Here is a 15,435-nt window from a genome sequence, read left to right on the forward strand (position 1 = left end):
GCCGGGAGAGGATGGACCCATGTCCTCCACGAACCTCCTCGGCGTGCCCGAGACCCTCCTGCCCGCCGACCCTGCCGTCACGGCCGACCTCGAGACGCTGTCGCTCGCCGAGGTCGTCGTCGCCCACCCGACGTCGTCGCTCGCGTGGGCCCTGCTCAGCGACGAGGCCTCTGCCCGGGGCGCCGACCTCGAGGCGTACGCGTACGCGCGGGTCGGTTACCACCGCGGCCTCGACGCGCTGCGCGGAGCCGGCTGGCGCGGACAGGGTCCCGTCCCGTGGTCGCACGAGCCGAACCGCGGGGTGCTGCGCTCGCTCTTCGCCCTCCGCCGCGGAGCCGCCGCGATCGGCGAGACCGCCGAGGTCGAGCGGCTCGGCACGTTCCTGGCGGACGCCGACCCCGCGGCTGCCCCGTCGATCGAGGCCGAGGAGGCGGGCCGGCGCTGACGGCGCCCGCCGCGCCTCCTGCGCCGTCACGTTTCAGGACCAGGCCGTTGGTGCTTCCTGATCTGTGCACCTTTCAGGACTCGCGGTCCTGATCTCTGCAGACTCAGGACTCGAGTTCCTGAACGAGGAGACGGAACTCAGCCCTGAGGCTCAGCCGATCAGCGACGGCCGCAGGTCGCGCAGCGTCCGCTGCCGCGTCATCCGGGCCGTCGCGACCAGCGACACCAGCAGCGCGCCGAGCATCCAGAGGGCGAGCACGCCGGCGTCGGTCCACGCCGTCGCCGTGCTGCCGCCGTACATCAGCTGGCGCAGCCCGTCGGTCGCGTAGCTCATCGGCAGCACGAAGTGCAGCGCGGCGAGCGGTCCGGGCAGCGTCTGCCACGGGAACGTCCCGCCAGCAGTGACCAGCTGCACGACCATGAGCACCAGCCCCAAGAACTGCCCGACGCTGCCGAGCAGCACGTTGAGCATCATGATGATCGCCGCGAAGGTGACGCTCGCCAGGCCCATCATCCCGAGCATGCCCCAGGTGTGGGCGACCTCGAAGCCGAGCGCCCCGCGCACGATCGCGAACAGGGCGACCATCTGCAGCACGCCGAGCAGCGCGGGCGTCAGCCAGCCGGCCGCGACGACCCGCGCGGGCGCCGCCACAGCGGTGACGGCGCGCTTCGACACGGGCTTCACGATCAGGAACAGCGCGTAGATCCCGATCCACGCCGCGAGGCTGATGAAGAACGGGGCGAGCCCCGCGCCGTAGGTGCCGGCGCTCGTGAGCGGCTGGTCGTCGACCCCGACGGGGTCGCTGATCGCGGAGGCCTGGTCGTCGCGGCTCTGCTCGGTGCTGGCGGGGATCTCGCCGAGGCCGCTCTGCAGCCCGTCGCGCAGCTGCACGGCGCCGTCGTCGAGCGTCCCGAGCCCGTCGCGCAGGCTGACCGTGCCGGTGCTGAGGGTGCCGAGCCCGGTCGACAGCGAGGCCGCCCCCGTCTCGAGCGTGCCGAGGCCCGACGACAACGAGGAGGCGCCCGAGGCGGCGCTCTGCGCTCCCGTCGCCAGCGTGTCGGCCCCGGCGGCCGCGTCGGAGATGCCGCTCGTCAGGGCCGGGGTCGCCGAGGCGAGCGCCGCCGCGCCGGCGGAGACCTGGTCGGCGCCGGTCGAGAGCGCCCCGACCTGGCCGTTCAGCTGCTGCACCTGCGTGTTCGCGTCGGCCAGCCCGTCGGTGACGGGGGCGAAGTACGAGGCGACCTCGGTCGCCGAGGCGACCGCCTCCTCCTGCGTCTGGCCCTGCGAGACGAAGAGGGCGACGAGCTGACGCCCGATCGCGGCCTGCGTCTCGGGGGCGGCGTCGGCGGCGGCCTGGCTGGCCGTCGCCGCGTCGCCGACGGCGGTCGCGAGCTGCCGGTCGCCGTCGGCGACCTGGGCCGCGCCGTCCGCGAGCTGCTGCGTGCTGGCGGGCAGGCCGGTGGTCTGGTCGCGCAGCTCGTCGAGCCCGGTCGAGAGGGTCGCCGCGCCGGTCGCCAGCTGGGAGGTGCCGCTCGCCAGCGACCGCGCGCCCGTCGCCGCGGTGGTCGCGCCCGTCGAGAGCTGGTCCGCTCCCGACGACGCGTCGGCCGTCCCGGCCGCGAGCTGGTCGGCGCCCGACACGGCGGAGTCCGCGCCGCTGACGAGCTGCGACGCCCCGTCGACCGCGCTGCCGAGGTTCGTCCGGATGTCGGCGAGGCCGACGAGCAAGGTGGACGCCGCCTCCTTGCCGACCTTCTCGGCCACCGACGCGCGGATGGTCTTTCCTGCCTGCCCCGCGATCGTCGTCGCCAGGTAGCTGTTCGTGTCGTTCGTCGCGAGGACGATCTGCGCGCGCTGCGGGTCGTCCGAGCTGGCCGAGGTCAGGTCGGCGCTGAAGTCGCGCGGGATCGTGAAGGTGAAGTCGTAGGTGCCGTCGCGCAGCCCGGCCGCGGCCTCGGCCGACGAGACGGTGTGCCAGTCGAAGTCGCCGCCGTCGACGACCTCGCCGGTCACCTGGTCGCCGTAGTTCGTCGCGGTGCCGTCGACGACGGAGCCCTGGTCCTCGTTGACGAGCGCCGCGGGCACCTGGTCGAGGTTCGCGTACGGGTCCTGGTTCGCCCACAGGTAGAGGCCGCCGTAGAGCAGCGGCACCGTCATCAGGGCGACGAGGGCGAGGCGCGCGAGCCCGGTGGAGGTCAGCCGCTGCAGCTCGGCTCGGACGATGGCGATGATCTTCACGGTCAGCGGTCCTCTCGGGTGGGGGCGACCGCGCTGTCGTCGGGTGTGGTGTCGGTGGTGTCGAGGTCCGCGAAGTCGGGCACCGGCAGCGCCTCGACGGCGGCCAGCGCCGCGGCCCCGGTGATCGTCAGCACGGTGACGCCGCGGGCGACGAGGTCGTGCACGACGGCGAGCCACGCGGCGACGTCGCCGCCGTGCCGCTCGGGCGAGGTGAGGACGAGGCCCCGCACGCCCTCGCGCAGCACGGCGAGCTCGCAGAGCAGGCGCACGCGCAGCTCCGTCGGCAGCGCCTGGAGGCGGGTGCGGCGGTGCTCGGCGAGGCCGATCTCGTCGAGCAGCAGGGTGGTCGAGGCGCGGTCGCTGCGGAGGCCGGCGAGCGCGAGCTCCTCCCGGGCGACCTGCGCGACGGTGAGCGAGCCGAAGGGCTCGGCCACCGACGGGGTGTCGACCAGGGCGAAGGAGGCGCGGATCGCGGCCGCGTCGTCGCTCCCGTCCAGGGTCACCTGCCCGCTGGTCGGGGCCATGCGCCCGCCGGCGATCAGCGACGCGAGCACGGGGGCGTCGACCGTCTCGACGGTGACGAACCCGGGCAGGCCGCGGTCGCCGACGACGGTCAGCTCGGGCAGCGGCGCCCCGGGCCCCTCGCCGACGGCGACGTGGTCGAGCTCGAGCCTCACGAGCGGTCCTCCGGGGTGCGCAGCGCGAGGGCCGGCGTGGTGCGGACGAGCTCGCCCGCCTCCTGCCATCCGAGCCCGACCATGCCGAGCACGGCGAGCATCACGAGCCGGTGGCCCTCGGCGCGGTCGAGGTCGCGCACGGTCGCCTCGTCGAGCACGGCCAGCGCCGACCCCTCGACGAGGTGCGCGAGGGTCTCGACGTCGACGTCGTCGCGCATCCGGCCGTCGGCGACGCCGCGGCGGACGGTCTCGAGCAGGAACGCGCGCAGCGGCGCGAGCGCCGTGCCCACGTCGCGCATCAGCGGCCCGCGCACGGTGAGCTGCGCCATGACGCGGACGTGCTCGACCTCGGCCCACAGGCGCGCGCCGAGCTCGGCGAGCTGCACGACCGGGTCGTCCGAGGGAGCCGGCACCGCCGCCGCTCCGATCCGCGCCGCACCGCGCAGGGTCACCTCGCGCACGAGGTCGTCGCGGGTCGCGAAGTGCCCGTAGACGCTGCGTCGGGACAGCCCCGCCTCGGCGGCGATCGCCTCGAGCGGGACGGCCGGGTCGACGTTGAGGAGGCGCACGGCGGCCGCCATCAGGGCCTCGCGGTTCGCGGCGGCGTCGCGTCGCGGCGCCCGGGTGGGGGAGGAGGGGGAAGCTGGGGAGTGCACGTCCCCGATCATACGATCTTGCACACGAGTGTGCAAGATCGTGAGGGTGGGAGAGGGACGAGGAGGCGTCGGTAGGGTCGGGCGATGACCCTCGAGGAGGCGGCGCGGCAGCTCTACGCCCTGCCGCCGCAGCAGTTCACCGCCGCCCGCGACGCCCTGGCCGCCGACGCGAAGTCCGACGGCGACGCGGCCCTCGCGACCTCCGTGCGCCTGCTGCGCCGCGCCTCCGCGTCCGCCTGGGCCGTCGACCTCCTCGCCCGCGACGCCCCGGACGACCTCGTCGCCCTCGCGGCCCTCGGCGACCGGTTCCGCACCGCCCAGACCGACGGCGACCGCTCCGCGCTCTCCGCCCTGACCCGTGAGCGGAAGGAGGCGCTGGCCGGCCTCGTCGCCCGCGCCCGCCTCCTCGCGTCCGACGCGGGCCGTCCGCTCTCGGCCCCGGCGCTCACCGAGGTGGACCAGACCCTCCGTGCCGCCGTGGCAGACGCGGCCGCTGCGGCCGCCGTGCGCAGCGGACGGCTGGTGCGGGCGCTCGCCGCCGACGGCCTCGAGGAGGCGGACCTCACCGACGCCGTCGCCGGCCGTGCCCCCGAGGGCGTCGCCCCGACGCGGCTGAGCGCCGCCGCTGCCCCCGCCGGTGACGACCACGACGACGAGGGCGGGGGAGCGACGGGATCGGCCTCCGGCGGCGGATCACGGACACGCGACCGGGAGGCCGCTCGGCAGGCGGCTGCCGAGGCCGCCCGACGAGCAGCCGAGCAGGCGGCCGCGGACGCCGAGCACGAGGCCGACGACGCGGAGGCGGCGCTCGCCGAGGTCGACGAACGCGCGACCCGGCTGGCTCACGACCGTGACGACGTCCTCGATCAGCTGCGCCGCCTCCGGGACGAGTTCGCCGCCGCCGAGCGTCGCAGCGCCGAGCTCGACGACCGCGAGAAGTTCCTCACCCGCGAGCGCCGCCGTGCCGACGCCGACGCGGCCGCTGCGCGCCAGGCCGCCGACCGTGCCCGAGCCGCCCTCGGCTGACCCTGCCGGCGCAGCGAAACACCCCGGTGTGGACGATGCACCCCGTCGTTACGAGGTGCATCGTCCACAACGGGGTGCGAGACGCGAGCTGCCTAGTTCCGAGCGCCCATCAGGTGCTCGAGCGCGAGCTGCTGCAGGCGGACGAACCCGTACCCGTGACCGCCGAAGTGCTGGCCCGCGTCGTAGTCCTCGTACGAGGCGCGGTCGGCGAGCAGCTGCTCGTAGCCCTCGCCCTCGCCGAGCGTCGGCGTCGACAGCTCCGCGACCTGGGAGGCGGCCAGCGCCTCCTGCACGTCGGGGTCGGCGCGGAACGCCTGCGCGCGCTCCTTCAGCAGCAGGTACATGCGCATGTTGGCGGCGGCGGAGTCCCACACGCCCGAGATGTCCTCGGTGCGCGACGGCTTGTAGTCGAAGTGGCGCGGGCCGTCGTAGGTCGGGCCGCCCTGGGGCGAGCCGTGCTCGAGCAGGTCGACGAGCGAGAACGCGTTCTGCAGGTCGCCGTGGCCGAAGACGAGGTCCTGGTCGTACTTGATGCCGCGCTGGCCGTTGAGGTCGATGTGGAACAGCTTGCCCTGGTAGAGCGCCTGGGCGATGCCGGCCGTGAAGTTGAGGCCCGCCATCTGCTCGTGGCCGACCTCGGGGTTCACGCCCGCCATCTCGGGGTGCTCGAGCGTCTCGATGAACGCGATCGCGTGGCCGAGGGTCGGCAGCAGGATGTCGCCGCGGGGCTCGTTGGGCTTGGGCTCGATCGCGAAGCGCAGGTCGTAGCCCTTGTCGAGCACGTACTGCGAGAGCATGTCGACGCCCTCCTTGTAGCGCGACAGCGCCGCCTGCACGTCCTTCGCGGAGTCGTACTCGGCGCCCTCGCGGCCGCCCCACATGACGAAGGTCTTCGCGCCGAGCTCGGCAGCCAGGTCGATGTTGCGGAGCACCTTGCGGAGCGCGAAGCGGCGGACGCCGCGGTCGTTGGAGGTGAAGCCGCCGTCCTTGAAGACGGGCGCGCTGAAGAGGTTGGTCGTCACCATTGGCACGACGATGCCGGTCGCGTCGAGCGCGCCCTTGAGGCGGTCGATCTGCTTCTGGCGCTCGGCGTCGGTCGAGCCGAACGCGAAGAGGTCGTCGTCGTGGAACGTCAGGCCGTAGGCGCCGAGGCGGTCGAGGTTCTCGACGGCCTCGACCACGTCGAGGTCGGGGCGGGTCGGTCCGCCGAACGGGTCGGCGCCGGTGTAGCCGATCGTCCAGAGTCCGAAGGAGAACTTATCGTCGCGGGTGGGAGTGGTCGTCATGTCCGGGGTCCTCGTCGTCGAGAGTGTTTGTTGTCGTCTCCAACATATGCGGTCGTGCCCGTGATCACAAGAGCGTCGTCGTCGTTCCTCCCGACGTCCGTGAGTCGACGGGACATCCCCCGAGGAGGTGCGGGCAGGTTGCGTGCCCCCGCCATCGCCCGTACTTTGTTGTTGGCCACAACGAACGTGGTGACGCGTGACGAAGGAGTCAGATGTCCCCCGACGAGTCCCGCCGCGACCTCGGCGTCGCGATGATCGGCCACGGCTTCATGGGCGCCGCCCACTCGCAGGCCTGGCGCACGGCGCCCGCGATCTTCGACCTCCCGCTGGTCCCGCGGATGACGGCGATCGTCGGCCGCGACGCCGACGCGACCCGTGCCGCCGCGGCGCGCTGGGGCTGGCAGCGGGCCGAGTCCGACTGGAGGCGCGTGGTCGAGAGCGACGACGTCCAGCTCGTCGACATCTGCTCGCCCGGCTCGACGCACGTCGAGATCGCGGTCGCTGCCCTCGAGGCCGGCAAGCACGTGCTCTGCGAGAAGCCGCTCGCCAACACCGTCGCCGAGGCCGAGCTCATGGCCGAGGCCGCCGAGCGGGCCGCCGCACGAGGCGTCCTCGCGATGGTCGGCTTCAGCTACCGGCGGGTGCCCGCGATCACCTTCGCCCGCGACCTCGTGGCGCGGGGCGCGATCGGCGAGCTGCGTCAGGTCCGGGCCCTGTACCTGCAGGACTGGCTCGTCGACCCCGAGGGCCCGATGACCTGGCGCCTCGACAAGAGCGTCGCGGGCTCCGGCTCGCTCGGCGACATCGGTGCGCACCTCGTCGACGCCGTGCAGTTCGTCACGGGCCGGGCGCTGACCGACGTCAGCGGCCTGCTGCACACCTTCACGACCGAGCGCCCGCTGCTCGGCGAGGTCCGCGGCCTCGGCGGCACCGCCTCCTCCGAGCGCGGGCAGGTCACGGTCGACGACGCGGCCCTCTTCACCGCGAAGATCGCAGGAGGCGCCCTCGCGACCTTCGAGGCCACCCGCGTCGCGACCGGCCGCAAGAACGCGCTGCGGCTCGAGTTCAGCGGCACGGGCGGCGCGATCGCCTTCGACCTCGAGCGCATGAACGAGCTCGAGGTCTACGACGCCGGCGCCCCGGTCGACCAGCTCGGCTTCCGGCGCGTGCTCGTCACCGAGCCGGAGCACCCGTACACGGGCTCGTGGTGGCCGACCGGCCACGGCCTCGGCTACGAGCACGCCTTCAGCCACCAGGCCCGCGACCTCGTCGCCGCGATCGCGGCGGGGGAGCAGCCGACCCCCTCCTTCGCCGAGGGCCTCCAGGTGCAACGGGTGCTCGACGCCGTCGAGCGCAGCGCCGCCGACGGCAGTCGCTGGCTCGCGACCGCGCCCTGACCCGACACGACACGACCCGTCCCGTCCCTGCCGAGAGAAGGCCCATGAGCACCCCCACCACCCCCCTCCGCGTGACCGTCTGGGGCGAGAACCGCCACGAGCAGATCGAGCAGCACGTCGCCGAGCGCTACCCCACGGGCATGCACGGAGCGATCGCCGAGGGCGTCGGCGAGAACCTGCCCGACGCGCAGATCACGATCGCGACGATGGACATGCCCGAGCACGGCCTCAGCGAGGAGGCGCTCGAGCAGACGGACGTCCTGACCTGGTGGGGCCACGCGGCGCACGACGAGGTGAGCGACGAGGTCGTCGAGCGGGTGCACCGCCACGTGCTCGCCGGCATGGGCCTGATCGTGCTGCACTCCGGTCACTGGTCGAAGATCTTCACGAAGCTGATGGGCACGACCTGCACGCTCCGCTGGCGCAGCGAGCACGACCAGGAGCTCGTCTGGACCGTCAACCCGCAGCACCCGATCACGCGCGGCGTGCCGAACCCGATCGTCATCCCCGAGCAGGAGATGTACGGCGAGTACTTCGACGTGCCGACCCCCGACGAGCTGGTCTTCATCTCCGGCTTCACCGGCGGCGAGGTGTTCCGCAGCGGCATGACCTACCGGCGTGGCTTCGGCAAGGTGTTCTTCTTCAGCCCCGGCGACCAGGACTTCCCCGTCTACCACCACCGCGACGTCCGCCGCGTGATCGCGAACGGCGTCGAGTGGGCACGCCCCGAGCGCGAGCGCGAGACGCCGACCCTGCTGCGCTACGAGACCGGCCAGTACTTCCGGGGAGCCGACTACGAAGGGGCCCTCGAGCGATGACGTTCCGCACGGTCGACAGCCGAGGTGGCGCCCTGCGCGTCGTCCAGGTCGGTGCAGGAGGCATGGGGCGGGCATGGCTCCGCGCGCTCGCCGACAGCGCCGACGTCGAGCTGGTCGGCATCGTCGACCTCGACCTCGACGCCGCCCGGGCAGGTGTCGAGCACCACGGAGACGCGTCGCTGCCCGTCTCGACCGACCTCGGCGCGCTGATCGCCGACCTCGCGCCCGACGCGGTGGTCGACGTGACGGTGCCGGTGGCGCACCACCCCGTGACGACGCAGTCGCTGTTCGCCGGCCTGCCCGTCCTCGGCGAGAAGCCGGTCGCGCTCGACGTCGCCGAGGGGCTCTCGCTCGCGGCCGCCGCCGAGGTTACGGGCGAGCTCTTCATGGTCAGCCAGTCGCGTCGTTACGACGACCACCTGGTCGCCCTCAAGCAGCAGGTCGCCGAGCTCGGGGAGGTCGGCGTCGTCACGACCGAGTTCTTCAAGGCGCCGCACTTCGGCGGCTTCCGCGAGCAGATGGACGACGTCCTGCTGCTCGACATGGCCGTGCACCCGTTCGACTCGGTGCGCTGGCTGCTCGACGCCGACCCCCTGTCGGTCTGGTGCGAGTCGTTCAGCCCGTCGTGGAGCTGGTACCGCGGCGACGCGGCCGCGAACGCCGTCTTCGAGCTCGAGGGCGGTGTGCGCTACGCCTACTCGGGCAGCTGGTGCAGCCCCGGCGCCGAGACCTCGTGGAACGGCTCGTGGCGGGTCGGCGGCTCGGCCGGCACCGCGCTCTGGGACGGCGACGATGCTCCCGTGCTCGCCCTCGCGGACGAGACGGGCGCCTCCTCGTCGCCCCGGCTGTCGCGGCTGGCGACCGTCGGCGACGGGATCGAGGGCTCGCTCGCCGCGTTCGTCGGCGCCCTGCGCACCGGTGCCGTGCCGCACGGCGAGGTGCACGAGAACGTGATGAGCCTCGCGATGGTCGAGGCGGCGATCGAGTCGACGCGCAGCGGGCAGCGGGTCGTGATCGACGACCTGCTCGAGCGGGCGCTCGCGACGGCGATCGAGCGGGAGGCGCGCGACGACGTCCGGGCCCGCCTCGAGTCGTGGACCTCGGTGCGCGCCGCGCTGCAGGCGGTCCCGACGTCGGCGGCCGACCCGACGACCCCCGCGGCGACCACGGCAGGGGCGACCTCGTGACCCGCCGCGCGCTCGTCGTCCGCGGCGGCTGGGAGGGGCACGACCCGATCGGCACGACCGACTCGTTCGTGCCGTTCCTCGAGCGGTCCGGCTTCGAGGTCAGCCTGCACGACGGGCCGGCGGTCTACGCCGACGCCGACGTGATGCGCGGCGCCGACCTCGTGCTGCAGAACGTCACGATGTCGACGATCGAGGGGCCGCAGACCGCGGGGCTCCGCGCTGCCGTCGAGGCGGGCACCGGCCTGGCCGGCTGGCACGGCGGCATCGCCGACTCGTTCCGCGGCGACGCCGACTACCTGCACCTGATCGGCGGCCAGTTCGCGGCGCACCCCGGCAAGGCCGCGCCCGACCGGGTCGGGGACGAGACCGACGGCTTCGTGCGGCACGTGATCCGCTTCACCGAGGCGGCGGCGACGCATCCCGTCACCGAGGGCCTCGACGACTTCGAGGTCGAGAGCGAGCAGTACTGGCTGCTGCACGACGACTACCTCGACGTGCTCGCGACGACCACGCAGGAGGCGCGGGCCGGCGACCCCTGGACCCGCCCGGTGACCTCCCCCGCCGTCTGGACCCGCCAGTGGGGCCTCGGCCGCATCGCCGTGGTCACCCCGGGGCACTCGCAGGCCGTGCTCGACCACCCGACCGTCCGCACGCTCGTCGAGCGCGGCCTGCTGTGGGCCTCGCGATGAGCGGCGTGAGCGCAGGCGCGGGCGCAGGCGCGGCCGGCAGCGGCACGACCGGCACGAGCACGGTCGGCGAGAGCACGGTCGGCGGCACGGCCACGGCGCCGATGCGCGTCGGCGTCGTCGGCGTCGGGGTCATCAGCGAGCAGTACTTCGCCTCGTTCGAGCGTCTGCCCGGCCTCGCCCTCGAGGCCGTGGCCGACCTCGACCGGGCGAGGGCCGCCTCCGTGGCGGAGCGTCTCGGTGTCCGCGCCCTGACCGTCGACGAGCTGCTCGCCGACGACCGGGTCGACGTGGTGCTGAACCTCACGATCCCGGCCGCGCACGCGGAGATCGCGCTGCGGGCGATCGCCGCCGGCAAGCACGTCTACGGCGAGAAGCCGCTCGCCCTCACGGTCGCCGACGGCACCGCGGTGCTCGAGGCGGCCCGCGCGGCGGGCGTGCGGGTCGGCTCGGCGCCGGACACGGTGCTCGGCACGGGGGTGCAGACCGCGGCCCAGCTCGTCGCCTCGGGAGCGGTCGGCGACCCCGTCGGCGCCGCCGTCTCGTGGACCGCGTCCGGGCACGAGGCCTGGCACCCCGCGCCCGACTTCTACTACCGGGCGGGAGGCGGTCCGCTCTTCGACATGGGCCCCTACTACCTGACGACGCTCGTGCACCTGCTCGGGCCGGTCGTCTCGGTGTCCGGTCTCGTCTCCCGCTCGGCTCGGCGTCGCACGATCGGCACCGGCCCCCGAGCGGGCGAGCAGCTCGAGGTCGACGTCGACACGCACGCGAGCGCGCTGCTGCGGCACGCCTCGGGAGCGACGTCCAGCGTGACGGTGAGCTTCGAGGTGTGGGGCTCCCGGTCGCCGATCACCGAGTTCTTCGGCACGCTCGGCACGATCGCCGTCCCCGACGCGAACATGTTCGGCGACCCCGTCGAGCTGCTCACCGCCGACGACCGCACCTGGCGCGAGGTCCCGGCGACGGCGGGCTACGCCGACTCCGGTCGCGGGTACGGCCTGGCCGACCTCGCCCGGGCGGTCGCGGCCGGGGAGCCGCACCGCGCCTCCGGCGACGTCGCCCTGCACGTGCTCGAGATCACGGAGGCGGTGGCCGCGTCGAGCGCGTCCGGCACGGTCGTGACGCTGGTCACCCGCCCGGACGTGCCCCCGCTGGTGCCGCTCGGCGCCGAGCCGCACCTGGCGTGAGCGCCGCCCGCACGGGCGATAGCCTCGTGGACCAGGGAGGCCACGGTGCAGGACCAGACGAGTGAGGCCCGGAGCGAGTCGGCGACGCTGCCGGCGACTCCGGGCGACGCCGCAGCAGAGCGAGACACTGCAGGAGGCGCCCCTCCCGCCGGTCGCGCCCGTCCCTTCCTCGATCGCCCTCGCGGCTCGAACCTCTCCGCCGTGCTCGGCATCGTGCACGGCGACGGCCCGACCTCGCGCAGCGAGCTGACGCGCCTGACGGGCCTGAACCGCTCGACCATCGCCGCCCTCGTGGGCGAGCTCGTCGAGCGCGGCCTCGTCGTCGAGTCGGAGCCCGTCGCGGCGAACCGCGTCGGCCGCCCCAGCCCGGTGGTCACCGCCTCGCCCGACGTCGTCGCCTTCGCGGTGAACCCCGAGATCGACGCCGTCACCGTCGGCCGGGTCGGGCTCGACGGGGTCGTGCAGCGCCGGGTCCGCCACGAGACGGACGGCGTCCCGACCGCGGCCGAGGCGGCGGAGATCGCGGCCCGCCTCGTCCGGGAGCTCGCCGACGAGGTGCCCGCCGCCCGGGTCGTCGGCGTCGGCGCCGCCGTGCCGGGCCTCGTGCACGCGAACGGGGGCCTCGTCCGTCTCGCGCCGCACCTCGGCTGGGTCGACGAGCCGTTCGCGCGCCTCCTGTCCGACACCACGAGCCTGCCCGCCCGGGCCGCCAACGACGCGAGCACCGCGGTCGTGGCCGAGGGCCTCTTCGGCGCCGGCGCGGGGGCCAGCGACCTCGTGTTCCTCAACGGCGGCGCGAGCGGCGTCGGCGGGGGAGTGGTCGTCGACGGCCGCCCGCTCCGCGGCCGCGACGGCTTCGCGGGCGAGATCGGCCACACGCTCGTCGAGTCGGCCGGGCGGCTCTGCCACTGCGGCGCCGTCGGCTGCCTCGAGACCGAGGTCGGCCAGGCCGAGCTGCTGGTCGTCACCGGCCTGTCCCGCGCCCAGGCGGACGAGCTCGACGCCGCGCTGGCGACGGCGCTCGCCGAGGGCGACGTCGACGTGCGCCGCGAGGTCGAGCGCCAGGTGGACTACGTGGCGGTGGCGCTCCGCAACGTGCTCAACGCCTTCAACCCGTCGGTGATCGTGCTCGGCGGGTTCCTCGGGTCGCTGCAGGCCGCCGCGCCCGACCGGCTGCTCGACCGCGTCACCGCTCAGGCGCTGCCCGGGCCGCGTGACGGCGTGCAGCTGCGGCGGGCCGCGCTCGGCGCCGACCGGCTGATGATCGGAGCCGCCGAGCTGGCGTTCGCCGACCTCCTCGCCGACCCGGCCCGCGCCTCCTGACCCGACCCGCGCCTCCAGGCCCGGTGTCAGGCCGTGGCGGCCGCCGCGTGCCCGTGCTCGTCGCGCGTCGCCCACACGGCGACCGCGGCGGGCCCGGCGAGGTCGACCGTGCCGTCGTCGAGCTCGACCCGCAGCGACCCCGCGTAGTCGCGGCGCTCGGCGACCCGGACGTGCGCGCCCACCCGCAGCTGCAGCGAGCCCAGGTAGCGCAGCAGCTCGGGCTCGTCGTCCGAGACGCGGACGACGTGGCCGCACTCGCCCTCGACGAACTCCTGCAGGGTGTGGGCGACGGGCCGCACGACGGTGCCGTCGGCCTGGGGGATCGGGTCGCCGTGCGGGTCGGCTGTGGGGCGGCCCAGCTCGACGTCGAACGCCTCGAGCAGACGGTCGCTGACGGCGTGCTCGAGCACCTCGGCCTCGTCGTGCACCTCGTCCCACGCGTAGCCGAGCCGCTCGACGAGGTACGTCTCGATGAGGCGGTGGCGGCGCACCATGCCGACGGCGACGTGGCGGCCGAGCTCGCTCAGCGCGATGCTGCGGTACGGCGTGTAGTCGATGAACCCGTCGCGCTCGAGCTTGCGGAGGTTGCCCGACACCGTCGACGCGCCCACCCCGAGCGTCGCCGCGATCTCGTTGGTCGTGATGCCGGGGGAGCCCGGGGCCGCCCATTCCTCGGCCTTCCAGATGACCTTGAGGTAGTCCTCGGTCATCGTCGAGCGGGTGGGTCCCGGTTCCGGTGGCATGTCCCCGATCCTAGGTCCCGCCTCCTGCGCCCCCACTCGCGCCCCTGCGGCACCCTCTCTTGCGCATGCCGTTCGTCGAGGGCGGGTCAGCGCGCTCGAGGGCGGGTCGCCGCTGACCCGCCCTCGACCACGCTGACCCGCCCTCGGCCGAGCTCAACGCGGCAGCGACCCGAGCGCCTGCGCCGCCCGGTAGCGCTCGCCGATCGCGGGCACGAGGTCCGGCTCCGAGGAGGCGCGGGTCGACAACGCCCACCCCGGTCGCGTCCCCGAGAGGGCCCACGCCGCCTGCCGTGCCGCACCGTCCGCGACGTACTCGCCCGGCGCGGGCACCGTGACCGGCACGTCGAGCACCTGGGCCGCGACGGCCTGCACGGCCGGGTTCAGCGCGGCGCCGCCGATCAGCAGCACGCGCCGCACCTCCACCCCCTGGTCGCGCACGGCGGCGGCACCGTCGGCGAGGGCCGAGAGCATGCCCTCGACGGCGGCGCGGGCGAGGTTCTCGCGGGTGGTCGAGGCGAGCGTCAGCCCCGAGAGCGTGGCCGTCGCGTCGGGCTGGTCGGGCGTCCGCTCGCCCTCGAAGTACGGCACGAGCGAGACCCCGCCGGAGCCCGGCTCCGCGGCGAGCGCCAGCCGCGCGAACTCGTCGTGGTCGACGCCGAGCAACGTGCCGATCGACGACAGCACGCGGGCCGCGTTGAGGGTGGCGACGAGCGGCAGGAACCCGCCGGCGGCGTCGGCGAAGCCGGCGACCGTGCCGCTGCCGTCGGCGGTGGGGGCGTCCGTCACGGCGAAGGCCGTCCCGCTGGTGCCGATGCTGATGACGAGGTCGCCGACCCCGGCGTCGAGCCCGAGGGCGGCCCCGGCGTTGTCGCCGGCACCCGCCCCGACGACGATCCCCTCGGGGACGGGACCGTGCGCGACCGTGGTGCCTGCCGCCTCCGAGGGCCCCAGCACGCGCGGCAGCACGACGGCCGAGGCGTCGTCCCCGTCGCCGCCGGCGACGCGACCCGGGCGGCCGAGCGCCCGCTCGAAGATCTCGAGGTCGTACGCCTCGTCGCCGGGGCTCCAGTACGAGGTGCCGCTGGCGTCGCTGCGGTCGGTGACCAGCTCGTCGAGGTCGGGTCCCAGGGGAGAGGAGGCGCGGGTCCCGTACCCGAGCAGACGCCAGGTCAGCCAGTCGTGCGGCAGCGCGACCGCCGCGACGCGTGCCGCGGCCTCGGGCTCGGCGTCGCGCAGCCAGCGCAGCTTGGTGGCCGTGAAGGAGGCGACGGGCACCGAGCCCGTCCGTCGCGCCCACTCCTCCGCCCCGAGCTCGGCGGTCAGCTCGCGAGCCGCCCCGGCGCTGCGGGTGTCGTTCCAGAGCAGGGCGTCGCGCACGACCGCGCCGTCGGAGTCGAGCACGACCATCCCGTGCTGCTGCCCGGCGACCGAGATCGCGGCGACGTCGTCGAGACCGCCGGCCGCGTCGATCGCCTCCACGAGGGCGTCCCACCAGGCGTCGGGCGGCACCTCGGTGCCCTCCGGGTGCCGGGCGGTGCCCTGGCGCACCAGCTCTCCGGTGACGGTGTCGCGGATCACGACCTTGCAACTCTGGGTCGAGGAGTCGACCCCGGCGACGAGACTCATGGCCGTAGTTTGTCGTATCGCGCAACGAATTCCTAGAGCGGTGCGGGACGGGCGTGGCGCGCCTCCTCGTCGGTAGACTCAAGTGCACCTGACACGGTGCACGCGTGCCTCACCCAGGTGCGATCGCCGACCGCGAG

Annotated in this window: 14 protein-coding genes; 8 read left to right on the forward strand and 6 right to left on the reverse strand. The window is 74.6% G+C overall.

Going from position 1 to position 15,435, the window contains the following annotated elements; translation table 11 throughout:
• Window positions 1-19: 19 nt before the first annotated feature.
• Window positions 20-445: a DUF3151 domain-containing protein gene (locus EDF18_RS14645; protein WP_123548550.1), complete on the forward strand. Its 426-nt coding sequence runs from the start codon at window positions 20-22 to the stop codon at window positions 443-445.
• Between the two features lie 150 nt (window positions 446-595).
• Here the strand turns inward: EDF18_RS14645 and EDF18_RS14650 are convergent, their stop codons facing one another.
• Genes EDF18_RS14650 through EDF18_RS14660 form a run of 3 tightly spaced genes read right to left on the reverse strand, consistent with a single transcriptional unit; the run spans window position 596 to window position 4,016 of the window.
• Window positions 596-2,683, reverse strand: coding sequence for a YhgE/Pip family protein (locus tag EDF18_RS14650; RefSeq protein WP_123548551.1), 2,088 nt, complete (start codon window positions 2,681-2,683; stop codon window positions 596-598).
• A 2-nt stretch (window positions 2,684-2,685) separates the two neighbouring features.
• Window positions 2,686-3,360 carry a hypothetical protein gene (locus tag EDF18_RS14655; RefSeq protein ID WP_123548552.1) on the reverse strand — a complete coding sequence of 225 codons (675 nt, stop codon included), beginning with the start codon at window positions 3,358-3,360 and terminating at the stop codon, window positions 2,686-2,688.
• Entirely contained in the window at window positions 3,357-4,016 is a 660-nt protein-coding gene (locus tag EDF18_RS14660; protein ID WP_233569187.1) for a TetR/AcrR family transcriptional regulator, read from the reverse strand. Before EDF18_RS14660 ends, EDF18_RS14655 begins: the two co-directional genes overlap by 4 nt.
• Before the next feature lie 84 nt (window positions 4,017-4,100).
• Between EDF18_RS14660 and EDF18_RS14665 the strand changes: the two genes are divergently transcribed.
• On the forward strand, window positions 4,101-5,042 hold the full coding sequence (locus EDF18_RS14665; protein ID WP_123548554.1) for a transposase: 942 nt from the start codon (window positions 4,101-4,103) through the stop codon (window positions 5,040-5,042).
• A gap of 92 nt (window positions 5,043-5,134) precedes the next feature.
• Here the strand turns inward: EDF18_RS14665 and xylA are convergent, their stop codons facing one another.
• The gene (gene xylA / locus EDF18_RS14670) at window positions 5,135-6,328 is read right to left on the reverse strand and encodes a xylose isomerase (protein ID WP_123548555.1); all 1,194 of its coding nucleotides are present in this window, start codon (window positions 6,326-6,328) and stop codon (window positions 5,135-5,137) included.
• 212 nt (window positions 6,329-6,540) lie between these two features.
• Between xylA and EDF18_RS14675 the strand changes: the two genes are divergently transcribed.
• From EDF18_RS14675 to EDF18_RS14700, 6 genes are all read left to right on the forward strand, one after another.
• Complete coding sequence (locus EDF18_RS14675) at window positions 6,541-7,725, forward strand: Gfo/Idh/MocA family protein (RefSeq protein ID WP_123548556.1); 1,185 nt, start codon at window positions 6,541-6,543, stop codon at window positions 7,723-7,725.
• Window positions 7,726-7,769: 44 nt separating this feature from the next.
• On the forward strand, window positions 7,770-8,543 hold the full coding sequence (locus EDF18_RS14680; RefSeq protein ID WP_123548557.1) for a ThuA domain-containing protein: 774 nt from the start codon (window positions 7,770-7,772) through the stop codon (window positions 8,541-8,543).
• Window positions 8,540-9,730, forward strand: a complete 1,191-nt coding sequence (locus EDF18_RS14685) for a Gfo/Idh/MocA family protein (protein WP_123548558.1) — start codon at window positions 8,540-8,542, stop codon at window positions 9,728-9,730. Before EDF18_RS14680 ends, EDF18_RS14685 begins: the two co-directional genes overlap by 4 nt.
• Entirely contained in the window at window positions 9,727-10,419 is a 693-nt protein-coding gene (locus EDF18_RS14690; protein ID WP_123548610.1) for a ThuA domain-containing protein, read from the forward strand. The genes EDF18_RS14685 and EDF18_RS14690 overlap by 4 nt, the downstream gene beginning before the upstream one ends.
• A gap of 101 nt (window positions 10,420-10,520) precedes the next feature.
• Window positions 10,521-11,606, forward strand: coding sequence for a Gfo/Idh/MocA family protein (locus EDF18_RS14695; RefSeq protein ID WP_123548611.1), 1,086 nt, complete (start codon window positions 10,521-10,523; stop codon window positions 11,604-11,606).
• A gap of 201 nt (window positions 11,607-11,807) precedes the next feature.
• Window positions 11,808-12,929: an ROK family transcriptional regulator gene (locus EDF18_RS14700; RefSeq protein ID WP_233569188.1), complete on the forward strand. Its 1,122-nt coding sequence runs from the start codon at window positions 11,808-11,810 to the stop codon at window positions 12,927-12,929.
• A 26-nt stretch (window positions 12,930-12,955) separates the two neighbouring features.
• Here EDF18_RS14700 and EDF18_RS14705 read toward each other — a convergent pair whose 3' ends face one another.
• Window positions 12,956-13,672 (reverse strand): metal-dependent transcriptional regulator, encoded by a 717-nt coding sequence (locus tag EDF18_RS14705; RefSeq protein WP_123548559.1) that lies wholly within the window; start codon window positions 13,670-13,672, stop codon window positions 12,956-12,958.
• A 153-nt stretch (window positions 13,673-13,825) separates the two neighbouring features.
• On the reverse strand, window positions 13,826-15,298 hold the full coding sequence (locus EDF18_RS14710) for an FGGY family carbohydrate kinase (protein ID WP_123548560.1): 1,473 nt from the start codon (window positions 15,296-15,298) through the stop codon (window positions 13,826-13,828).
• Window positions 15,299-15,435: the final 137 nt, after the last annotated feature.

This window comes from Frigoribacterium sp. PhB107, from assembly GCF_003751515.1.
Lineage (GTDB): Bacteria > Actinomycetota > Actinomycetes > Actinomycetales > Microbacteriaceae > Frigoribacterium.